This is a genomic window from Nocardioides soli, from assembly GCF_014191495.1.
Classification (GTDB): Bacteria; Actinomycetota; Actinomycetes; order Propionibacteriales; family Nocardioidaceae; genus Nocardioides; species Nocardioides soli.
Map to the genome: position 1 here is coordinate 733967 of NZ_JACHWR010000001.1, position 20225 is coordinate 754191.

Here is a 20225-nt window from a genome sequence, read left to right on the forward strand (position 1 = left end):
TTGCTTTGCACCCCGGCGAGCAGCTGGCGGGCCATCACGATGCGCTGCACCTGGTTGGTGCCCTCGTAGATCTGGGTGGTAGCCGATCCCGGGGCATTCCGGCGCCTGACCTGCGGTTTTACCTCCGGGCGGCACACCGGTGTCACACCGGCACGCCCGCTGTGTGCGGTCCGGCGTGGTGTCGGTCGGGACTTGCGCGAACGCTTCGCTGCTTCGGTTTTCGTGGGTTCAGAACCCGGCTTCTGCTTCGATCTCGATCTCAACGAGCGGTTCAAGTTCGGCGCGAAGTTCGGCGTAGATGCTCGGGTGCCCTGTGTCCCGCTGGAGCATCACGGCCAGGGAGTATCGCTGCTCCGCGTTGTCGACGTCCCAGCGGTTCTGGTTGCGGACAGCGATCACGAGCTCATCCGGCCGGTCGTCGGCGACCTTCTGATGGCGGACGTAGCGCCCGAGCTGGTTCGCTCCGCGGCTCCGCTCGGTATCCGCCGGCTGAAGGTCGAGCCGGCCGCGCAAGCCGGACGGGGTCAGGGCGACGTCGTCCTCCAGGTCTTCTTCGGTTGCTGCCTTGACGTACGCGAGCCGGACCTCCTCGAGAGAGGGACCGTGGAAGGCCTGGAAGCTCATCTTGCTCGCCAGATAGTCCAACCGGGTGACTCGAACAGGCGGGTCGAACGCCAATGCGACTGATAGGTCGATACGACCGCCGGCGACGCGGAAGCTGCTCGGTATGGCGACACGGTAGAAGTGCGCTTGGTTCACTCGGATTGTGTGTTGGCTCAGGAGCACAACTCGATGATCGTCGGACATCTCGGACCGTTCGGGCGACACCCGTCCGTACCCGGTGAGGCGTCGCTCATCTTGACGAGCGGGAGCGCCGGAGTCGAGGTAGGTCGGGATCTGGTCGGCGCCAACGAGCAGGAGCGCGCGGACGCTGTTGCCGTTCAGCTCCGGGTACTGGCCGAGCACACGCAGCGCGCCGTGACTGACAAGCGGCGCCGCGTAGCTCGTTCCTCGCCCGGCCGCGAGTAGCCGGTCGGGCGCGTTGCCTCCGGCCCCGACGACCTTGCCGAGCGTGCTGCCTCGGTCCTCCCGTCCCACTACGGTGTCCACAACGGCGCTCCCCGACGGTGCGCTCAGCTCGGGCTTGATCGCGCCCATCGGGCCCGGCCCAACCCGAGTATGCGGGCTCGGAAGGTTTGGTCCGCCGACCACGACCTTGTCGGCGGAGGCCCGCACGAACACGCCTTGATGATGGCCGCCGCCTAGGCCGCCAACGGTCAGGGACAGGGCGGCAGTGCCCGGATCGAGGATGCCGGGTTCGGGCAGCGTGAGAAGGTCGGCGACGTAGTCGTTCGACCGCAGGCGGCCCAAGTCGTGCTGCCCAGAGTCGTAGTTGCCGGCGCAGGTCACGACAACGACGTCTTGGTGGTAGCGGATGAACTGGTCGACCATCGCGGCGATGGGCGTCGGGCGCGGTCCGGCGTAGGGACGCCGGCTGTCTCCCAGGGACAGGTTGATCACTCGCGCCCCTGCCTCGGCTGCGACAGTCATCGCCTCCAGGAGGAGGTCCGGCCAGGCTTGGTCGTCGGGGAACCGATCGTTGCGATCAAGGACTCGCACACTCAGCAGCCGCCCGGCAGGGACGACGGAACTCCGGGTGGCAAGCGGCTCCTCCAGAGAGCCGTAGAGCCCGAGGCTCGCGACGAGCGTTCCGTGTCCGCTCTCGTCGCCGCCGTCGGCGATTCCCTCTCCCACAGCCTCGGCCCCGATCACGGCCGGAGCGAGAAGCGGATGCGCTGACCGGATTCCGCTGTCGATGACGGCCAGGATCGGAGCCGTTGAGCTCGGGGCTACGGCGAGCGGGAGCGACTCGGGCGTCGCGGAGAGAAACTCGGGCGCGTCCAGCATCGGGCTCGGCATGAGGTCGACCCAGCTGATCCGGTCGGTCGCCAGTACCTCCTCGAGCATGCCCACCGGCAGGTCGCAGCAGACCACGGACCAACCCGCAGTGGCGCGGACCGAGGTGGCATGAACCGTACCGCCGGCACGTCCGACGGCGGCAGCCACGTCGGCGTTGCGACGTTGCGCCTCTCCAGCGTCCTCGGAGCACCAGCAGTTGATCTCGAGGCGCACAACCTCACCCGGGTCCGGTCCTTCGTCCAGGTGGCGGGCCAGCTCGACACCGATCAGGTCGCGCGAGCCAATCGGGCGAAGAGCGTCGATCTTGTCGAACAGCGTCTCGTACTCGGCGGCCCGCTCGTATCCCTTGTCGGTGAATCCGCGAGTGCCCTGCATGTAGAGGTCATTGCGGCGCACGAACTCGGTGAGTTCCGGGTCCTGCGCGAAAGCCACCAGCGCGCGGTCCGAGCGCAGTTCCAGAACACGGAGCCCGGCCCGCTCGACGTCCGCCGGGTCGAGCGGCCCGTTGATCTCCAGAACCAGGATCAGCTCGGGATCGACGCCCAAGACCTCGGAGCGGCGGCGATGCTCATCGGCGATGGTGCTGACCTGACGGCCCAGGTCTTCAGCATGGCGTTCACGATCTGTGTAGGCGGGAGCGCCGCCACGACCGGGCGTGCGCGTTCGGCGCGGGCCAGGGTCGGTGGCTGCAGCGAGTCGAAGGTGGGTGTGCCGTTGGGGCTCGATGAGCGACAACTGCTCGGACACCCCGGCATGCTACGAACGATTTGCCTTCTTGGTCGGCGGATTCGGAATTTGCGCGGTCGGCGTGGCGCGCTGCCGCCGCTCGAACGCGGCCGAGAGGTGCTCGTCGGCGAGCAGCTTCGCGCCTGAGAGGACCCACCGCCGTTGCGCGTCGAGAGCGATCAGCTCGACCTCGGCTGGCGTGAACTCCTTCAACTTCGTGGCCCACTTGCGCAGTCCCAGCCGGTGCGGCGCACCTTGGAGGCGCAGCCGGAGGAGCGCTTCGATGCCCGTGATGTTGAGCGGCGAGAAGGGGATCACGTCGTCGAAGCGACGCCAGATGGCGCTGTCTAGCAAGCCGGGATGGTTGGAAGTCGCAACCACTACCGATTCGCCGCCGATCTCCTCGATCAACTGCAGAACCGTCGCCATGACCCGTCGCAGCTCGGCGTGGTCGTTCCCCACCCCGCGTTCCGCCGCTACGGACTCGAACTCGTCGAAGACAAGCACGCACGGCGTGAGTTCGGCGAACTGTACGACCGACTCGACGTTCTTGGCCGTCTCGCCGAGATAGGACGACACGAGCGCAGCCAGGGCCACACTCGCCACGGGGAGGCTGAGCTCAGCTGCGATCGCGTGAGCCGATGCGGTCTTGCCCGTTCCTGGGTCGCCGATGAAGAGGAGCCGCCGCCGCGGCAGAAGGCGGAAGCTCGCAAGAAGGGACCTGCTCCGGTTCTCCTCGACGATCTCACCGATCGCCGTCACGGTATCGGCGGCCAGCACCAGGTCGCCCAGTTCGTGCGCCGGCTTGGCCAGCGTCAGAAGCGGGCGGTCGTCGCGGTCCTTGGGCAACGGCCGCAGCGAGAGTGCACCCTCGGTCATCGATAGCGCATCGCGATTCAGGGCGTGCTCGAGGTCGCTCGCGAGGAGCCGATGGCCGCGACGGCGCTCGTCCGAAATGATCCGGCCAGCAACCTCCCGAAACGATCCGTCGTCGGCCCGCGAGTACGCCGCGAAGAGTTCCTTGAGCTGGTCGCTTCTCGCCATCTCCTCGCCTCCTCCACCTTCGACTGCCGGATCCGTCCGCGGAGCGGTGACGCGCCTGAGTGTAGTTGCCTCACCCGGCTCCGGCGCTACTTCCGATGACGACGGAGCGCCGCCTGACGACCGTCGTCGACGACATCGTCTCGCTGTCCACCGACAGCGTGCCGTGGGCGTCGGTCGAGCGCCCCGCACCTCGTCGCGGAGACGCGCCCGCTCTTCGCCGGCAGCGGCCCAACTGGCCCGCTCCATAGGCCCCTGCTGCGGCACACAAGCGTCACACAACCCCATTGTGGCGAGTGCCTAACCATGCCGACAGGTGCCCTCGACGGCGTGGCCTGCTAGGACTAGCGTTAGGAGAGCCACGGTGCCACCGTGTGCTCGGATCCCTTACAGGGTTGGTGATTCTCGTGCCTACAGCTGCGACTGCACCCCGGAGAGCAACTGGCGGGCCATCACGATCCGCTGCACCTGGTTGGTGCCCTCGTAGATCTGGGTGATCTTGGCGTCGCGCATCATCCGCTCGACCGGGTAGTCGCGGGTGAAGCCGTAGCCGCCGAGCACCTGGACGGCGTTGGTGGTGACCTCCATGGCGACATCGGAGGCGAAGCACTTCGCGGCCGCCCCGAAGAAGGTGAGGTCGGAGTCGCCGCGCTCGGACTTGCCGGCGGCGGCGTAGGTCATCTGCCGAGCGGTCTCGACCTTCATGCCCATGTCGGCGAGCAGGAACTGCAGGCCCTGGAAGTCGGCGATCGGCTTGCCGAACTGCTGGCGCTCCTGGGCGTAGCCCAGCGCATAGTCGAGCGCGCCCTGGGCGATGCCGACGGCCTGCGCGGCGATCGTGACGCGCGTGTGGTCCAGGGTGCGCATGGCGATCTCGAAGCCGGTGCCCTCCGCCCCGATCATCCGGTCGGCGGGGATCCGCACGTTGTCGAGGTAGACCTCCCGGGTCGGGCTGCCCTTGATGCCGAGCTTCCTCTCCGGCGCACCGAAGGAGACGCCGGCGTCGGACTTCTCGACGACGAACGCCGAGATCCCCCGCGACCGCCTCTCGGGGTCGGTCACGGCCATCACGGTGTAGTACTCCGAGACGCCGGCGTTGGTGATCCACCGCTTGACGCCGTTGAGCACGAAGTCGTCGCCGTCGCGGACCGCGCGGGTCTTCATGCCCGCGGCGTCCGAGCCGGCGTCCGGCTCGGAGAGGCAGTAGGAGAAGCCGCCCTCGCCCGCGGCGAGGCGGGTCAGGTAACGCTGCTTGAGCCCCTCGGAGCCGGCCAGCTGCACCGGCAGTGAGCCGAGCTTGTTCACCGCGGGGATCAGGCTGCTGCTGGCGCAGGCCCGGGCGACCTCCTCGATGACGATCACGGTCGCGAGCGCGTCGGCCCCGGCCCCGCCGTACTGCTCCGGTACGTGCGGGGCGTGGAAGTCGGCCGCCAGCAGCGCATCGGCCGCCTCCTGGGGGTAGCGAGCGTGCTCGTCGACGTCGGCGGCGTACGGCGCGACCTTGGCGTCACACAGGTCGCGGACCGCCGCGCGGACGGCCTGGTGCTCCTCGGAGAGGGCGAACATCGGGAACTCGGCGCTCATGGCCGTGACCTCCGGGTCGAGATGACGAACGGTACTCCGTACCATATCTCCAGGACTCGATCCCGCCAACGTAAGGTCCCGCCATGGCCGCCTCCACCAACCGCCGACTCGTCGACGCCGCGATGACGCTCTTCGCCGAGCAGGGGTTCGAGAGCACCAGCGTCGAGGACATCGCGGCGCGCGCCGGCGTGGGCCGGACGACGTTCTTCCGGCGCTTCCCGACCAAGGAGGATGTGGTCTTCCCCGACCACGACGGCCTGCTGGAGAAGGTCGGCGCCCGGCTCGCCACCGGGACCGCCGCCACCGCACGCACCGCGCTCGAGGAGGCCTCCGGCATCGTGCTCGCGCACTACCTCGCCGAGGGCGAGACCGCGCGTCAGCGCTACCGGCTCACCCGGACCGTCGCCCCGCTGCGGCACCGCGAGCTTGCCAGCGTGCACCGCTACTTCCGGCTGTTCAGCCACCACCTCCGCGCCTGGCTGGGCGACGCTCCGGAGGCCGCGCTGCGGGCCGAGCTGACCGCCTCGTCGGTGATCACCGCCCACAACCACGTGCTCCGGTCCTGGCTGCGGGGCGAGACCGAGGACCCCGAGGCGGCGCTGAGCGCCGCGCTCGACCTGGCCCTGACCGGCCTGGAGCCTCGACGGGCGGCCCTCCCCGGCCCGGTCACGGTCGTGGTCACCACCGGGACGACCGACGTGGACGCCGTCGTCGGCCAGGTACGGCGGGCTTTGCTGGCCCCGGGCAGCGGACCCGGCCACGGCGTACCCGAGACGCGCGAACGCCCGGCCGGGTGACCCGGCCGGGCGTTCGACGTGGTGCGTCAGTGACGAGAGGTCACTTCTTCGCCTTCTTGATCTTCACCGAGGTCTTGCTCTTGGCGACGTAGCCGTCGCCGCTGTAGGAGATCTTGACCTTCTTGCCCGCGGCGGCCTTCGGCAGCTTGATGACGGCCTTGCCGTTGGCGACCTTCTTGGTGACCTTCTTCTTGCCGTACTTCGCGGTCACCTTGCCGGTCGGGAGCTCGGCCTGGTTCTCGTCGCCCTTGACCTTGACGGTGACCTGGTACTTCTTGCCGGCCTTCTTGACCTTGGCCTTCAGCGTGGAGGGCGCCTTGGTGATCTCGATCGAGCCGAGGTCGCCGGGAGCGGCGCTGGTGCAGGCGACGGTGACCGGGAAGTCGCCGGCGGCGGTCGTCGGAGTGAAGACGAACGACGACGGCAACTGCACCTTGTAGGTGCCGGACGCCGGCAGCGTGAAGGCCTCGTTGGCGCCGGTGCCCGTCATGGTGACGCTGCCGTCGGGGTTCGGGGCGGGTGCGCCGAACTTGAGCGGCGCCTTGATGGCGGTGGTGCCGAGCATCGCGGCGTAGTCGTCGACGCGGCCACCGTTGACACCCGCGCCGCCCAGCGTGGGCGCCAGGGTCGCGGGGATCGTGACGGTCGCGTCGAGGCTGAGCAGACCCGGCGGGAAGCTCTGCCCGGCGGTCGCGGTCGGCGGGACCACCGGGGTGGAGACCTTGAGCGCGAAGTCGCCGACCGGCGAGCCGGCAGCGGTGCAGGCGTAGGTCGTCGTGTTCTCGACGGCGTTCGCAGCGGTGGCGCTGATGCCGACGAGCGCGCCGGCGGCGACCGCGGTGGCGACGCCCGCGACGGCGGTGCGGGCGGTGAGGCGACGAAGGTTCATGAAGTGTGCTCCCTCCGAGCAACTCGTTTCGCTACCGGTTGGTAGCAGAGACGGGCGTCACACTAACCCGTGAACCCGCCCGGGGACATACACCCCTGGGTTTTCTTTCGACCGATGTCCGGAATCCCGACTCCTGGCGATGCGGCCTAGGCTCGGATCATGGCGGATTGGCGGGACCCGGAGTGGGTCAGGTTCATGCTCGACGACTGCCAGACCTGGGCGGTCGTCGGCCTCTCGGGCGACCCGGCACGCACGGCGTACTCGATCGCCTCGCTGCTCCAGGACCGCGGCAAGCGGATCGTGCCGATCCATCCCTCGGCCGCGACCGTGCTCGGCGAGCAGGGCTACGCGTCGCTGGCCGACGTCCCCTTCCCGGTCGACGTCGTCGACGTCTTCCGGCGCTCGGAGGCCGCGGGCGACGTCGCCGACCAGGCGGTCGCGATCGGCGCCCGCGGGGTCTGGTTCCAGCTGGGCGTCGTCGACGAGGATGCCTTCGTGCGGACGGTCGCCGCCGGCGTGCCGATGGTGATGGACACCTGCCCCGCGATCGAGTGGGCCCGCCGCTGATGGTGGCGTTCGGCTGGTGCGTGCTGCTGCTCGTCTTCGTCGACGAGATCCTCGCCGTCGCCGCCTTCGGGGCGTGGGGATGGCAGCAGTCACCACAGTGGCTGCTCGTCTGGCTGCTGCCGCTGGTGGCGATGACCGTCTGGTTCGCCTTCGCCTCGCCGCGGGCGCGGTACGGCGGGTCGCTGCGCCGGCCGGTCGTCAAGATCGTGGTGTTCGGGCTCGCGTCGCTCGCGCTCTGGGACATCGGTCGGCACGAGCTGGCGATCGGTCTGCTCGTCTTCTCGGTCGTCGTCAACGCGCTGGCGCAGGTCCCGGCGATCGCCCGGCTCCCGGAGCAGGCGCGGTCAATGCGCGAGCCCGCGGCGTGATGGACCTGCGGGTGGCGCCGGGGCCGGGCATCCCCGACGGTCTGGTGATCCCGGCGGCAGAGCTCGTCGAGCGCTTCAGCCGCTCACCCGGCCCGGGCGGGCAGTCGGTCAACACCACCGACAGCCGCGTCGAGCTCGAGTGGGACGGCGGTGCCTCCGCGGTGCTCAGCGACCACCAGCGCAGCCGACTCCTGAGTCGGCTGCCGGCGCAGCCGCTGCGGATCGTCGCCGCTGAGCACCGTTCGCAGCACCGCAACCGGGTCGCGGCCCGCGAGCGCCTCGCCGAGCAGGTCCGCACCGCCCTGGCCCCGCCACCCCCGAAGCGACGACCGACCAAGCCCACCCGCGGCTCGCAACAGCGGCGGCTCGACGCCAAGCGCCAGCGCGGCGAGACCAAGTCGCTGCGCGGCCGGGTGCGTGACACCTGACCTGCCAGATCGGTCACACCGGTCACACACCCACCATCCGCCCGGCGAAGCGCGCGCGACACGCCGGTGCGCCTCGGCGTGTCGCCACCGTTTCCCCGGGCGCCCGGGGAAACGAGCCGGATCCGGAGCACCGTCAGGCGAACCGCGCACGACACGCCGCAGGTCGCCGGCGTGTCGTGAGCGGATTGCCTGACAGAGGTCGGCGTGACCCCGATCCGGTCGACCTGACGGCACCATCGTGCGGCCGCCATCGCCCAGGTCCCGCACGACTGACAGGTGTCACGGGACTCGGGCGAGTGCGAGACGGAGCGCCGCGGCGGGCCTCAGCCCTCGAGCCGCGCGAGCTCCTCGTCCACGATCGTCGGGTCCAGCTTGGTGAAGATCGGCGTCGGCTTGGCGATCGGCGTGCCGGGCACGATCTGCCGCCGCCCCCAGGTGGGGAAGCCGGAGTACTCCCCGGTGATGATCGGGTACGGCGCACCGCCGTCGAGGTCGGCGACCTCCTCGATGCGCGGCATCGGCGCGACGTCGCCCGGGCCGCCGAGCGCCCGGTCGACCTCGTTGGCCGCGAACGGCAGGAACGGGCTGAGCACCAGGTTGAGGTCCGCGACGCACTGGGCGACGACGTGCAGGATCGTGCCGAGCCGCTCGCGCTCGTCGTCGCCCTTCAGCTTCCACGGCGTGGTGTCCGAGACGTACTTGTTGACCTCCGCCACGGCGCGCATCGCCTCGCCGATCGCCTGCTTCTGCCGGTGGCGCGCGATCAGCTCGCCGACGGTCCCGAACGCCGCCTCGGTCGCGTCGAGGAGGGCCTGATCCGCCGGCGTGAGCTCGCCCGCCTTCGGGATCTCGCCGAAGCTCTTCGCGATCATCGTCGCCGTGCGGTTGACCAGGTTGCCCCAGCCGGCCACCAGCTCGTCATTGGTGCGGCGCACGAACTCCGCCCAGGTGAAGTCGGAGTCCTGGCTCTCCGGGCCGGCGGCGGCCACGAAGTAGCGGAACGCGTCGGGCTGGTAGCGGCTGAGCAGGTCGCGCACGTAGATCACCACGCGCTTGGAGGAGGAGAACTTCCTGCCCTCCATCGTCAGGAACTCCGACGACACCACCTCGGTCGGCAGGTTGAGCTCGCCGTACTGCCGCGGCGTGCCGCCCTTCGCGCCCTTGCCGGAGTAGGCCAGCAGCTCGGCCGGCCAGATCTGGCTGTGGAAGGTGATGTTGTCCTTGCCCATGAAGTAGTACGACAGCGCGTCGGGGTCGTTCCACCACTCGCGCCAGCGCTGGTCGTCGCCGAGCCGGCGGGCCCACTCGATCGAGGCGGACAGGTAGCCGATGACGGCGTCGAACCAGACGTAGAGCTTCTTCGTCGGGTTCTCGCGCCAGCCCTCGAGCGGCACGGCGATGCCCCAGTCGATGTCGCGGGTCATCGCCCGCGGCCTGATCTCCTGGAGGATGTTCTGGCTGAAGCGGATCACGTTCGGCCGCCACAGCCCGGTCGCCTCTCGACCGTCGAGCCACTCCCCCAGCGCCTCGGCCAGCGCGGGCAGGTCGAGGAAGAAGTGCTGGGTCTCGATGAACTCCGGCGTCTCGCCGTTGATCTTCGACCGCGGGTCGATCAGGTCGTGCGGGTCGAGCTGGTTGCCGCAGTTGTCGCACTGGTCGCCGCGCGCGCCGTCGTACCCGCAGATCGGGCAGGTGCCCTCGATGTAGCGGTCGGGCAGCGTGCGGCCCGTGGACGGCGAGATCGCGCCGTACGTCGTCTGCTCGACGAAGTAGCCGTTCTCGTAGACGCCGAGGAACAGCTCCTGCACCACCGCGTGGTGGTTGCGGGTCGTGGTGCGGGTGTAGAGGTCGTAGGTCAGGCCGAGGGACGCGAGGTCCTCGGCGATGATCCGGTGGTTCCGGTCGGCGAGCTGCTGCGGGGTCAGCCCGGCCTCGTCGGCGGCGATCAGGATCGGGGTGCCGTGCTCATCGGAGCCGGAGACCATGAGCACGTCGTGGCCGGCCATCCGCATGTACCGACTGAAGACGTCGGAGGGCACGCCGAACCCGGCCACGTGGCCGATGTGGCGCGGGCCGTTCGCGTACGGCCAGGCGACTGCGGACAGGACTCTGCTCATGGGGCAATCCTAGGGATCGGGCGCCAGCCGATTCCGGCCGCGTCCGGCGGTGGGCGGCCGGGCCCGCCGCGGGACGTCATACGGACAGTGTGTCCGCTTGCTCGGAACGTATGACGTCCGCGCGCGCTCACCGGACCTGACGGCCGGCGAACGACGCGAGCTGCTGGTAGGGCCCGGCGTCGTCGGGCGTCGACTGCTCGGGGCCGAAGGCCGGGGCGCGGTTGTCGGCGGTGAGGTGGGCGCGCAGGAACGCGAGCCCCCGCGCGGCGACCTCGGGCTCCAGCCGGTCGACCGGTACGCCGATCGCGGTCGCGAGGTCCCAGGTGTGGACGGCGATCTCGGCGGTCTGCCAGTCGGCGCTCGCCGGCGCGGCGGCGACACCCTCGTGCCATGCGTGGATCAGGTCGTCCCCGGCCACCCGGAAGGCCGGGCCCCAGCCCTCCGCGACGTGGGCGGGCGGCGCCGCCCAGTCGGGCTGACCGCCCCGCATCATCGTCAGGAACCGACCCGGTGCCGCGATCAGGTGATCGGCGAGTGCGGCCACGTCCCAGTCGCCGCACGGCGTGGGCTGCGAGAGCGCGTCGGGGTGCACCTGGTCGAGGACGTCGCCGGCCTGGTCGAGTGCCTTCGCGAGCACCCGTACCTCGTCGCCCCAGTCGGCGTCGGCCATGGCCTTATCGTAGCGTCGGAGCATGACCACGCTGATCGCGGAGGACCTGCTGCTGCTCGTGCTCGACGACGACAAGGGCACGGTCACCACCGCCTATCCGCAGACCGCGCTCGGCGGCGCCGTGCTCGTCGAGCTCGCGCTCGACGGCGCGGTGGAGGTCGAGGAGAAGACCAGCGTCTGGCGCTCGGCGAAGGTGTCCCCGGTCGCGGCGCACCGGCCGGACGACGACATCCTCGGCGCGGCGTACGACGTCGTCGCGGAGAAGCCGCGCACCGCGCAGGACCTCGTCGACCGGCTCGGCAAGGGACTCAAGGAGCGGCTGGCGGACCGGCTCGTCGAGCGGGGCGTCCTCGAGCGGCAGGAGGGCCGGGTGCTGGGCCTCTTCCCGCGCACCCGCTGGCCGGCGGTCGACTCCGGCCACGAGGAGCAGGTACGCCGGGCGCTCACCGGTGCGCTCGTGCAGGGGCTGACCCCGGACCAGCGCACCGGGGCGCTGGTCGCGCTGCTGAGCGCGATCGACAAGGCGCACAAGGTCGTCGACCATGACGGGCTGCCCACCAAGGAGGTCCGCAAGCGGGCCAAGGAGATCAGCGAGGGCGCCTGGGCGGCCAAGGCGGTCCGCGACGCGATCAGCGCGTCGACGGCCGCGATCGCGATGATCGCCGCCGGCGGCGCGGTCGCTGCCGGCTCCTCGTGATCGTCAGCTGAAGTCGAGGTCGCCGGTGCGGCTGCGCTTGAGCTCGTAGAAGTGGTCGTAGCGCGAGAGCGTCACGAACGCGTCCCACATCCGGCCGGCGTCCTCGCCGCGCGGCGCCTTGCTGAGCACCGGCCCGAAGAACGCGCGCCCGTCGAAGGCGATCGTCGGTGTGCCGACCTCGTTGCCGACCTGGTCCATCCCGCGCCGGTGGGAGGCCGCGATCGCCTCGTCGTACGACGCGTCGTCCATCGCGTCGGCGTGGGAGAGGTCGAGGCCGGCCTCCTCGAGGGCCGCCTCGATCATCGCGCGATCGCGGTCCTGCTTCTCGAGGTGGATGCGATTGCCCATCGCGGTGTAGAGGGGCAGCAGCACCTCCTTGCCGTACTTCTCCTCGGCGGCCATCAGCACCCGCACCGGCTCCCACGCGGTGGCGAGGAACTCGCGGTACTCGTCGGGGATGTCCTTGTCCTGGTTGAGGTACGCCAGGCTCATGATGTGCCAGGTGACCTCGATGTCGCGGACCTTCTCGACCTCGAGGATCCACCGCGAGGTGATCCAGGCGAAGGGGCAGGCGGGGTCGAACCAGAAGTCCGCTCCGCGGGTGGGCTGCGTGGTCATACTCAGTTCAATCCGGACAGTCCGAGACCTATTCCCACCAGCGCACCGCCGGCGACGTACCAGGCGCTGTTGAGCCGGGTCCGCCACAGCAGCACGAGGGCCACCGCGAAGATCGCCACCGCCCAGCCGTCGACGATCACCGCCCGGCCGAGCTGCCACGACACCCCGGCCATCAGCGCGAGCGACGCCGCGTTCACGCCGTCGAGGATCGCCGACGTCCACGGCGAGGACCGGAGCCGGTCGGTGATCCGGGTGAGCAGCCCGACGAAGAGGAACGACGGCAGGAAGATGCCGACCGTCGCGACCAGCGCCCCCGGCAGACCCGCGACCACGTAGCCGAGGAACGTCGCCGTCGTGAAGACCGGCCCCGGGGTCACCTGTCCGATCGAGATCGCGTCGAGCAGCTGCTGCTGCGTCACCCAGCCGAGGCGGTCGACCAGGTCGCCCTCGAGGAAGGCCAGCAGCACGTAGCCGCTGCCGTAGAGCACCGACCCGATCTTGAGGAAGGTGAGGAAGAGCTGGGTCAGCTGACCCGCCGTCGGGTCGGGGAAGAGCACGGTCAACGGCGCCAGCAGCATGCCGTGGCCCGGCCGCCGCGTGGCGAGCAGCCGAGCGCCGGCGGCGATCGCACCGGCGGCGAGCAGCACGACCAGCTCGTTGACGCCGACGAGGTACGCCGCCAGCGCGGCGGCGGCCAGCAGGCCCAGCCACCGGCTCTTCACGGCGACCGGAAGCAGCCCCACGAGCGCCCACGCGACGATCGCCAGCACCGCCGGCACGACGCCGCGCAGCACCCACTCCGCGCCCGGGGTGTCGCCGTGCTCGACGTACAGCCAGGCCAGGAAGGTGACGATCACCGCCGCCGGCAGGATGAAGCAGACACCGGCCGCGACCAGGCCGCGCCAGCGGGCCCGGTCCCAGCCGAGGTGGATCGCGAGCTCGGTCGAGTTCGGGCCGGGGATCAGGTTGGTCGCGCTCATCAGGACGACGAACCGCTCGTCGGTGACCCACCCGCGGCGGCGCACCAGCTCCTCGCGCATCATCGCGATGTGCGCCACCGGGCCGCCGAACGCGATCGTGCCGAGGCGCAGGAAGACCAGAGCCACCTCACGGCCTTTTCCGGTCGGGGGAAGCACAGTGCAAGGATGACGCACATGCCTGGAACCAACCTCACCCGGGACGAAGCCGCCACCCGCGCCGCCCTCCTGGACGTCACGTCGTACTCCATCGACCTGGACCTCACGACGGCCACGAATGGGCAGAGCACGACCTTCGGCTCGACCACCACCATCCGGTTCACCTGCGCCGAGCCCGGTGCCGAGACGTTCGCCGACCTCGTCGACGCGACGGTCCACGAGATCACGCTGAACGGCGAGTCGCTCGACCCCGCCACGGCGTACGCCGACAGCCGGATCGCGCTTGCGGGCCTACAGGCCGACAACGAGCTGGTGGTCCGGGCGGACTGCACCTACTCGCGCACGGGCGAGGGCCTGCACCGCTTCGTCGACCCCGCCGACGACCGCGTCTACCTCTACTCGCAGTTCGAGGTGCCGGACGCCCGCCGCGTCTACACGACGTTCGAGCAGCCCGACCTCAAGGCGCCGTTCACCTTCACCGTGACCGCGCCCGACCACTGGAAGGTCGTCTCCAACTCCCCCACGCCGGCGCCGGAGCCGGCGGCCCAGGGCACGGCGGTCTGGCGGTTCGCGCCGACCAAGCCGATCTCGACGTACATCACCGCGATCGTGGCCGGCGAGTACCACGAGGTCCAGCACGTCTACCGGGGCAAGCACGGCGACATCCCGCTCGGCCACTACTGCCGCCAGTCGCTGGTCGAGCACCTCGACGTCGACGAGCTCGTGAAGCTGACCGAGCAGGGCTTCGCGTTCTTCGAGGACGCCTTCGACTACCCGTACCCCTTCGGCAAGTACGACCAGCTCTACGTGCCGGAGTACAACATGGGCGCGATGGAGAACGCCGGCTGCGTGACGCTGCGCGACGAGTACCTCCCCCGCAGCCGCCAGCCGCGCTCGTTCTACGAGTTCCGCTGCTCGGTGATCCTGCACGAGATGGCGCACATGTGGTTCGGCGACCTGGTGACCATGAAGTGGTGGGACGACCTCTGGCTCAACGAGTCGTTCGCCGAGTGGGCCTGCTACCACGCCGAGGTCGAGGCCACCGAGTTCGTCGACTCCTGGACCGGCTTCGCCAACGCCCGCAAGCAGACCGGCTACCGCCAGGACCAGCTGCCGAGCACCCACCCGATCGCCGCGGACAACTACGACCTGCGCGCGGTCGAGGTCAACTTCGACATGATCACCTACGCCAAGGGCGCGTCGGTGCTCAAGCAGCTGGTCGCCTGGGTCGGCCTCGAGCCGTTCCTCCAGGGCCTGCGGCAGTACTTCAAGGACTTCGAGTACGCCAACTCCGAGTTCAGCGACCTGCTCGCCGCGCTCGAGAAGGCGTCGGGCCGCGAGCTCACCGGCTGGGCGGGCGAGTGGCTGCAGACCGCCGGCGTGAACACGCTGGCGCCGGAGTTCGAGCTGGCCGACGACGGCAGCTACGCGACCTTCGCGGTGCGGCAGAGCGCGCACCCCGACTGGCCGACGCTGCGCCGACACCGGATCGGCATCGGCCTGTACGACGAGGTGGGAGGCCGCCTGGTGCGCCGCACGTCCGTCGAGATCGACGTCGAGGGCGCGCACACCGAGGTCGCCGAGCTGGTCGGCCAGCGGCAGCCCGACCTGCTGCTGCTCAACGACGGCGACCTGACCTACGCGAAGATCCGCCTCGACGAGCGCTCCCTCGCCACCGTCGTCGCCGGGCTGTCGAAGCTCGACGACTCGCTGGCCCGGGCGCTGGTCTGGGGCGCCACATGGGACATGACCCGCGACGCGGAGATGTCGGCCACCGACTACGTCGCGCTGGTGCTCGCGAACATCGGCGAGGAGACCGACGCCTGGGGCGTCAGCCGGATCCCGACGTACGCCCTGCAGGCGGTGAACCAGTTCGCCGCGCCGGACAACCGGGTCGCGCTGCGCGCCCGCTTCGAGAGCGGCCTGCGCGAGCTGCTGCTCGCGGCAGCGCCGGGCAGCGACCAGCAGCTCACCTTCGTCCGCACCTACGCCTCCGTCGCGCACAGCGACCAGGCGATCGCGGACCTGGAGGCGCTGCTCGACGGCGGCCTCACCGTCGAGGGCCTCGCGGTCGACCAGGACCTGCGCTGGTCGCTGATCACCGGCCTCGCCGTCAACGGCCGCGAGGGCAACCGCATCGAGACCGAGGCGGCCGCCGACAACACGATCTCCGGCCAGGAGCACGCGGCCGCGGCCCGTGCCTCGCGTCCGACCGCCGAGGCCAAGGCCGAGGCGTGGGACCTCGCGATGGTGCGCGACGACGTCGCCAACGAGACCCAGCGCAGCGTCGTGCTCGCCTTCCAGCGGGTCGGCCAGGACGACGTGCTCGCGCCGTACGTCGAGAAGTACCTCGCGGCCGCCGACACCATGTGGGAGGAGAAGGGCACCCAGCGGGCGTCGACCGCGCTGGAGTTCATCTTCCCGCGCCAGCTCGCCAGCCAGGAGCTGCTCGACCGGGTCGACGCCTGGCTCGAGTCGTCCTCGGCCAACCCGGCAGCGAAGCGGTACGTCAACGAGGGCCGTGCCGACGTCGCCCGCGCACTGGCCGCCCAGGCCAAGGACGCCGAGTCGGCGCCAGTTTCCCGCTGACGCACGTCGAGTCGGCGCTAGTTTCCGGAAACTGGCGCCGACTCGGCCATCAGGACCGAGCGCTCAGGACTCAGTGTGGAGGGCCTCCGGGGCGCGGGCGTGGTCGGCCAGCATCTGGATGCCGCGGCGCAGGCCGCCGACCAGATCGCCGTCGGCGAACGACGTCCGCATCTGCAGCGCGGCGAGCTCGACCTCCTGGTCGGTCAGCGAGCGGCGGACGACGGCGCCGGTGACGATCTCGAGCACCCGGGCCGCCGGGTCGAGCATGATCATCACGCTGCGCTCGGGCGCGACGAGCGCGGCGTGCAGCTGGGTGGCGAAGCCACGGGAGTCCGGACCCGAGCGACCGACGAAGACGCTGAACTCGAAGCGCGAGACCTGCTCGGCCGCGCGGATCGCCTCGTCGATCTGGAAGCGCTCGGCGCCGTTGAACTCACCAACGCCCACTTGCGCCTCCGGCCTGCGACTCCGTGGCGTCGGGAGCGGGCAGCTCGGCGGTGCCGGAGCGCGGGCCGCCGAACCACTGGTCCTCGGTGGCCTGGCCGCCCGGCGTGAACCGCTCGCCCTTCACGACACCGGGGATCACCACGAGCGCCGTGATGACCAGGAACAGCAGCAGCGGGATGCCTGCGAACACGAGGGCCGCCTCGACCGGGTCGACCGGCGCCGGGTCGCTCCAGCCGACGGGCACGTCGGCGCCCGCCGGAGCACCGGCGGCGAGGACGAGCGCCCCGGCGAGGAGCACGACGGAGGTACGACGGACGCGGCGGGCGAGCTTGGTGGTCACGATGAGAAGGGTATCCGGTGACGGCCGTCACCCGCCCCTCGGGCACAGCACCCCGACCCGGCGTCCGAGCGTCGCACCGGACCTGCCGCACCCTTGGTCGGTGCGGTAGACATGGTGGCCATGTTCGGCTTCGAGATGAGCGACCAGTGCGCCGCCGGTGAGCAGCTGTGCAACGTGGTGGAGGACTGGACCGGCAACCAGACCCTGGCCAACATCTCCGACGTCGTGATCGGCAAGCCCCTCGCGCTGCTGTGGCTGCTGATCCTCTTCCTCGTGGTGCGCTGGGTACTGCACCGTCTCGTCGACCGGCTCGTGTCCCGGGCCGAGGACGGGATGCTGCCGGACAAGATGAGCAGGTTCGGCCTGCGCGGGAAGGCCGCGCGGAGCGCGGAGGCCCGCGACCTGGCCACCCAGACCCGCCGGGTGCAGCGCGCCAAGACGATGGGCGACCTGCTCAAGAGCGTGATCACCGGCCTGCTGATCGCGATCTTCGGCACGATGGCGCTCAGCGAGCTGGGCGTGAACATCGCCCCGATCATCGCCTCCGCCGGCATCCTGGGCCTCGCGCTGGGCTTCGGCGCGCAGTCGCTGGTCAAGGACTTCCTGTCCGGCATCTTCATGATCTTCGAGGACCAGTACGGCGTGGGCGACGTCGTCGACCTCGGCGAGGCCAGCGGCACCATCGAGGCGGTCAGCCTGCGGGTCACCCGGCTGCGCGATCTCAACGGCACGGTCTGGTACGTGCCGAACGGCGAGATCCTGCGGGTCGGGAACATGAGCCAGAACTGGTCCCGGGCCGTCGTCGACGTCAACGTCGGCTACCACGAGGACCTGGCCCGCGTGGAGCGCGTGCTCCGCGAGGTCGCGCACGACCTGTGGCAGGACGACGACTTCCGCGGCATCGTCATCGAGGAGCCGGAGGTCACGGGAGTCGAGATGTTCACCCCCGACGGCGTCACGCTGCGGGTGTTGCTGAAGACCGCGCCGATGGAGCAGTGGGGCGTCGCGCGGGCGCTGCGGCAGCGGATCAAGGCCCGGTTCGATCACGAGGGCATCGAGATCGCGCTCCCCCAGCGGGTGGTCTGGCAGCGCGAGGCGCCGACGCCCGACGGGCCCGAGACGACGACGGCGGGCTCCTCCCCCGCAGGGGAGCAGCCCGCCGTCGATGGCTGAGCAGGCGCGCAGCGCTACGCCAGCGACGCCTCCAGCGTGATGGTGGTGCCGGTCAGCGCCTTGCTCACCGGGCAGCCCTCCTTGGCGGCCTCGGCGGCGGCCACGAAGTCGTCGTTGCTCATGCCCTCGACCACAGCCTTGACCGTCAGCTTGATGCCGGTGATGCCGGTGCCGGGGGTGAACTCGACCGCCGCCTGGGTGTCCAGCGACGTGGCGGGGGTGCCGGCCTTCGCGAGGCCGTTGGACAGCGCCATCGAGAAGCACGACGAGTGCGCGGCCGCGATCAGCTCCTCGGGGCTGGTCTTGCCGTTCGCCTCCTCGGCTCGCGACGGCCAGGAGACGTCGTAGGTGCCGATGCCGGAGGACTCCAGCGTGACCTGGCCGGCGCCCTCGAACAGGGTGCCCTCCCAGTGCGTGGTGGCGATGCGGGTCGTGGGCATGGTGCTCATCACTCCTCGTGCGGTTGCTCGGACGACTGGCTGCCGCGAGTCTTGCACGCCGGTGTCGGCACCTCATCGGCTCCCTTGCAGAATGGACGCGTGACGACGTACTACGAGGAGATCGGCGGCTTCGAGACGTTCCGGCGCATCGTGGCGAGGTTCTACGAAGGCGTCGCCGACGACCCGATGCTGCGGCCGATGTACCCCGAGGAGGACCTCGGCCCCGCCGAAGAGCGGTTCCTGCTCTTCCTGGTGCAGTACTGGGGTGGCCCCACGACCTACTCCGACACCCGCGGCCACCCGCGGCTGCGGATGCGGCACGCACCGTTCGCGGTCACGCCGGACGCGAAGGACCGCTGGCTCACGCACTTCCGCGCGGGCCTCGACGAGGTGGGCCTGACACCCGAGCAGGACCAGCAGTTCTGGGACTACGTCACCCACGCCGCGCAGTTCATGGTCAACACCTTCGAGTGAGGGCCGGGCGGCGGCGCCGTCGAGTGCAAGATTCCCGCAAGAGACTGGACCCCACGCGGCCGGCGATGCTCAATGGAAGGTGCACGCACCATCCGGGGGACAGTATGGGCATCATCGATCTCGTCGACCAGTCGGCAGCGACCGCGCTCGAACACGCGGCGGAGCTCCAGGACCACCTCAAGACAGCGGGCAGCGGCGCCACGATGGCCGAGTGTCGCGCCGAGATGCACCGCCTCGTCGGAGACATCGTCTCGTTGCGCAACGCCGCCGAGCTGCTCAAGCGCGCGCAGCACGCGGCCTAGGCCGGCGCCGCCTCGGGGGCAGGCAGGAGCGCGCGCAGCCGCTCGAGGTAGACCTCGTCCGGCGCCACGGAGCGCTGGGTGTGCCGGTCGAAGAACACGATCGTCACCCGGGCCCGGGAGAGGATCGTGTCGCCGTCGCAGATGACCGACTCGAGCGTCGCGGAGCGCTGACCGACCCGGGTGGCCCAGGTCCACGCGTCGTACTCCTCAGCCCGGAACAGGATCGGCACCCGGTAGTCGACGTCGGTCTGCGCGACGACCAGGGTCACCGGTGCGAGACCCTCCCACATCCGGGCCATGCCGGAGATCCGGGCCTCCTGGAAGTACTCGAAGTACTTGACGTTGTTGACGTGGCCGTAGACGTCGACGTCGGAGAAGCGGACCTGGACCGGGTAGCGCAGCGCGTGGTCGGGTCGGACGACCGGGATCGGCGGCCGGGGCGCCGGCGCCTCGGGCTCGAGGAAGGTCCGCAGCGACTCGCGCTCCTCGTCACGGAGCCGTCGAGGCCGCTCGGTCGCGAAGACGTACGGCGTGAGCACGGTCGTGGCGCGCAGGTAGACCTGCCGATCGCCGGCGGCGTCCTCGTGGAAGATCTCGTAGGCGAGCGTGAAGGACGCCGCCCGGATCTGGGTCACCCACGACTCGATGCTGACCGGCCGGTCGCCGAAGTGCAGCGGGGAGACGTAAGTGACCTCGTGTCGGACGACCACGGTCCCCTCGGCGAGCTCGCCGGTGCTGGCGGCCGGCCCGTGGGTCCGGAGCATGTCCACGCGGGCCTCCTGGAGGTAGTCCACGTAGACGACGTTGTTGATGTGCCCGAGGGGATCCAGGTCGGCCCACCGCATCGGGCACTCGTAGCGATGCCGCACGTCCCCGATGCTGCCAGACGCCGACCGGATGCT

At 70.4% G+C, this 20225-nt stretch carries 21 protein-coding genes; 9 read left to right on the forward strand and 12 right to left on the reverse strand.

Annotated elements, in window-relative coordinates; all coding sequences use genetic code 11:
- Positions 1-228 precede the first annotated feature (228 nt).
- The 3 genes from FHU40_RS03600 to FHU40_RS03610 form a co-directional block, all read right to left on the reverse strand.
- Positions 229-2667: a S8 family serine peptidase gene (locus tag FHU40_RS03600; RefSeq protein WP_183590892.1), complete on the reverse strand. Its 2439-nt coding sequence runs from the start codon at positions 2665-2667 to the stop codon at positions 229-231.
- A 9-nt stretch (positions 2668-2676) separates the two neighbouring features.
- Positions 2677-3690 (reverse strand): AAA family ATPase, encoded by a 1014-nt coding sequence (locus FHU40_RS03605; protein ID WP_183590893.1) that lies wholly within the window; start codon positions 3688-3690, stop codon positions 2677-2679.
- Positions 3691-4098: 408 nt separating this feature from the next.
- On the reverse strand, positions 4099-5271 hold the full coding sequence (locus FHU40_RS03610) for an acyl-CoA dehydrogenase family protein (RefSeq protein WP_183590894.1): 1173 nt from the start codon (positions 5269-5271) through the stop codon (positions 4099-4101).
- Between the two features lie 83 nt (positions 5272-5354).
- Between FHU40_RS03610 and FHU40_RS03615 the strand changes: the two genes are divergently transcribed.
- On the forward strand, positions 5355-6068 hold the full coding sequence (locus FHU40_RS03615) for a TetR/AcrR family transcriptional regulator (protein WP_183590895.1): 714 nt from the start codon (positions 5355-5357) through the stop codon (positions 6066-6068).
- A gap of 40 nt (positions 6069-6108) precedes the next feature.
- Here the strand turns inward: FHU40_RS03615 and FHU40_RS03620 are convergent, their stop codons facing one another.
- Complete coding sequence (locus FHU40_RS03620) at positions 6109-6957, reverse strand: hypothetical protein (protein WP_183590896.1); 849 nt, start codon at positions 6955-6957, stop codon at positions 6109-6111.
- A gap of 159 nt (positions 6958-7116) precedes the next feature.
- On the opposite strand from FHU40_RS03620, the gene FHU40_RS03625 reads away from it, so the two are divergent.
- From FHU40_RS03625 to arfB, 3 genes are read left to right on the forward strand one after another with little or no spacing between them, the layout of a single operon-like run.
- Positions 7117-7524: a CoA-binding protein gene (locus FHU40_RS03625; RefSeq protein WP_221199493.1), complete on the forward strand. Its 408-nt coding sequence runs from the start codon at positions 7117-7119 to the stop codon at positions 7522-7524.
- A complete protein-coding gene (locus tag FHU40_RS03630) occupies positions 7524-7892 on the forward strand; it encodes a YrdB family protein (RefSeq protein ID WP_183590897.1) in 369 nt (122 codons plus the stop codon). Before FHU40_RS03625 ends, FHU40_RS03630 begins: the two co-directional genes overlap by 1 nt.
- Positions 7892-8320, forward strand: a complete 429-nt coding sequence (gene arfB, locus FHU40_RS03635; protein ID WP_215527557.1) for an alternative ribosome rescue aminoacyl-tRNA hydrolase ArfB — start codon at positions 7892-7894, stop codon at positions 8318-8320. The genes FHU40_RS03630 and arfB overlap by 1 nt, the downstream gene beginning before the upstream one ends.
- 323 nt (positions 8321-8643) lie before the next feature.
- Here arfB and metG read toward each other — a convergent pair whose 3' ends face one another.
- Both metG and FHU40_RS03645 read right to left on the reverse strand, forming a co-directional pair.
- The gene (metG, locus tag FHU40_RS03640) at positions 8644-10437 is read right to left on the reverse strand and encodes a methionine--tRNA ligase (protein ID WP_183590899.1); all 1794 of its coding nucleotides are present in this window, start codon (positions 10435-10437) and stop codon (positions 8644-8646) included.
- 127 nt (positions 10438-10564) lie between these two features.
- Positions 10565-11107, reverse strand: a complete 543-nt coding sequence (locus FHU40_RS03645) for a TIGR03086 family metal-binding protein (RefSeq protein WP_183590900.1) — start codon at positions 11105-11107, stop codon at positions 10565-10567.
- A gap of 22 nt (positions 11108-11129) precedes the next feature.
- Between FHU40_RS03645 and FHU40_RS03650 the strand changes: the two genes are divergently transcribed.
- On the forward strand, positions 11130-11804 hold the full coding sequence (locus FHU40_RS03650) for a GOLPH3/VPS74 family protein (protein WP_183590901.1): 675 nt from the start codon (positions 11130-11132) through the stop codon (positions 11802-11804).
- Between the two features lie 3 nt (positions 11805-11807).
- On the opposite strand, the gene FHU40_RS03655 is transcribed toward FHU40_RS03650, so the two are convergent.
- Together FHU40_RS03655 and chrA are read right to left on the reverse strand one after the other, a co-directional pair.
- On the reverse strand, positions 11808-12422 hold the full coding sequence (locus FHU40_RS03655; protein ID WP_183590902.1) for a mycothiol-dependent nitroreductase Rv2466c family protein: 615 nt from the start codon (positions 12420-12422) through the stop codon (positions 11808-11810).
- Positions 12423-12424: 2 nt separating this feature from the next.
- Positions 12425-13528 carry a chromate efflux transporter gene (gene chrA, locus FHU40_RS03660; protein ID WP_343057712.1) on the reverse strand — a complete coding sequence of 368 codons (1104 nt, stop codon included), beginning with the start codon at positions 13526-13528 and terminating at the stop codon, positions 12425-12427.
- Between the two features lie 48 nt (positions 13529-13576).
- Between chrA and pepN the strand changes: the two genes are divergently transcribed.
- Positions 13577-16147: an aminopeptidase N gene (gene pepN, locus FHU40_RS03665; protein WP_183590904.1), complete on the forward strand. Its 2571-nt coding sequence runs from the start codon at positions 13577-13579 to the stop codon at positions 16145-16147.
- 63 nt (positions 16148-16210) lie between these two features.
- Here pepN and FHU40_RS03670 read toward each other — a convergent pair whose 3' ends face one another.
- The gene (locus FHU40_RS03670; RefSeq protein ID WP_183590905.1) at positions 16211-16594 is read right to left on the reverse strand and encodes a DUF5130 family protein; all 384 of its coding nucleotides are present in this window, start codon (positions 16592-16594) and stop codon (positions 16211-16213) included.
- Positions 16581-16934: a hypothetical protein gene (locus FHU40_RS03675; protein ID WP_183590906.1), complete on the reverse strand. Its 354-nt coding sequence runs from the start codon at positions 16932-16934 to the stop codon at positions 16581-16583. Before FHU40_RS03675 ends, FHU40_RS03670 begins: the two co-directional genes overlap by 14 nt.
- A 111-nt stretch (positions 16935-17045) precedes the next feature.
- Here FHU40_RS03675 and FHU40_RS03680 point away from each other — a divergent pair, with 111 nt between their 5' ends.
- On the forward strand, positions 17046-18107 hold the full coding sequence (locus tag FHU40_RS03680; RefSeq protein WP_183590907.1) for a mechanosensitive ion channel family protein: 1062 nt from the start codon (positions 17046-17048) through the stop codon (positions 18105-18107).
- Positions 18108-18121: 14 nt separating this feature from the next.
- Here FHU40_RS03680 and FHU40_RS03685 read toward each other — a convergent pair whose 3' ends face one another.
- The gene (locus tag FHU40_RS03685) at positions 18122-18547 is read right to left on the reverse strand and encodes an OsmC family peroxiredoxin (RefSeq protein ID WP_183592177.1); all 426 of its coding nucleotides are present in this window, start codon (positions 18545-18547) and stop codon (positions 18122-18124) included.
- Positions 18548-18646: 99 nt separating this feature from the next.
- Here FHU40_RS03685 and FHU40_RS03690 point away from each other — a divergent pair, with 99 nt between their 5' ends.
- Together FHU40_RS03690 and FHU40_RS03695 are read left to right on the forward strand one after the other, a co-directional pair.
- Positions 18647-19021, forward strand: coding sequence for a globin domain-containing protein (locus tag FHU40_RS03690; RefSeq protein ID WP_183590908.1), 375 nt, complete (start codon positions 18647-18649; stop codon positions 19019-19021).
- Between the two features lie 104 nt (positions 19022-19125).
- Complete coding sequence (locus FHU40_RS03695; protein ID WP_183590909.1) at positions 19126-19323, forward strand: hypothetical protein; 198 nt, start codon at positions 19126-19128, stop codon at positions 19321-19323.
- Here FHU40_RS03695 and FHU40_RS03700 read toward each other — a convergent pair.
- Complete coding sequence (locus FHU40_RS03700) at positions 19320-20192, reverse strand: acyl-CoA thioesterase (RefSeq protein WP_215526873.1); 873 nt, start codon at positions 20190-20192, stop codon at positions 19320-19322. The genes FHU40_RS03695 and FHU40_RS03700 overlap by 4 nt on opposite strands.
- Positions 20193-20225 lie beyond the last annotated feature (33 nt).

Excerpts from the sequence above, each read along its gene's own strand:
- FHU40_RS03605 (WP_183590893.1), bottom strand. The coding sequence starts at position 3,690 with ATGGCGAGAAGCGACCAGCTCAAGGAACTCTTCGCGGCGTACTCGCGG.
- FHU40_RS03610 (WP_183590894.1), bottom strand. The coding sequence starts at position 5,271 with ATGAGCGCCGAGTTCCCGATGTTCGCCCTCTCCGAGGAGCACCAGGCC.
- FHU40_RS03615 (WP_183590895.1), top strand. The coding sequence starts at position 5,355 with ATGGCCGCCTCCACCAACCGCCGACTCGTCGACGCCGCGATGACGCTC.
- FHU40_RS03620 (WP_183590896.1), bottom strand. The coding sequence starts at position 6,957 with ATGAACCTTCGTCGCCTCACCGCCCGCACCGCCGTCGCGGGCGTCGCC.
- FHU40_RS03625 (WP_221199493.1), top strand. The coding sequence starts at position 7,117 with ATGGCGGATTGGCGGGACCCGGAGTGGGTCAGGTTCATGCTCGACGAC.
- FHU40_RS03630 (WP_183590897.1), top strand. The coding sequence starts at position 7,524 with ATGGTGGCGTTCGGCTGGTGCGTGCTGCTGCTCGTCTTCGTCGACGAG.
- arfB (WP_215527557.1), top strand. The coding sequence starts at position 7,892 with ATGGACCTGCGGGTGGCGCCGGGGCCGGGCATCCCCGACGGTCTGGTG.
- metG (WP_183590899.1), bottom strand. The coding sequence starts at position 10,437 with ATGAGCAGAGTCCTGTCCGCAGTCGCCTGGCCGTACGCGAACGGCCCG.
- FHU40_RS03645 (WP_183590900.1), bottom strand. The coding sequence starts at position 11,107 with ATGGCCGACGCCGACTGGGGCGACGAGGTACGGGTGCTCGCGAAGGCA.
- FHU40_RS03650 (WP_183590901.1), top strand. The coding sequence starts at position 11,130 with ATGACCACGCTGATCGCGGAGGACCTGCTGCTGCTCGTGCTCGACGAC.
- FHU40_RS03655 (WP_183590902.1), bottom strand. The coding sequence starts at position 12,422 with ATGACCACGCAGCCCACCCGCGGAGCGGACTTCTGGTTCGACCCCGCC.
- pepN (WP_183590904.1), top strand. The coding sequence starts at position 13,577 with ATGCCTGGAACCAACCTCACCCGGGACGAAGCCGCCACCCGCGCCGCC.
- FHU40_RS03680 (WP_183590907.1), top strand. The coding sequence starts at position 17,046 with ATGGTGGCCATGTTCGGCTTCGAGATGAGCGACCAGTGCGCCGCCGGT.
- FHU40_RS03685 (WP_183592177.1), bottom strand. The coding sequence starts at position 18,547 with ATGCCCACGACCCGCATCGCCACCACGCACTGGGAGGGCACCCTGTTC.
- FHU40_RS03695 (WP_183590909.1), top strand. The coding sequence starts at position 19,126 with ATGGGCATCATCGATCTCGTCGACCAGTCGGCAGCGACCGCGCTCGAA.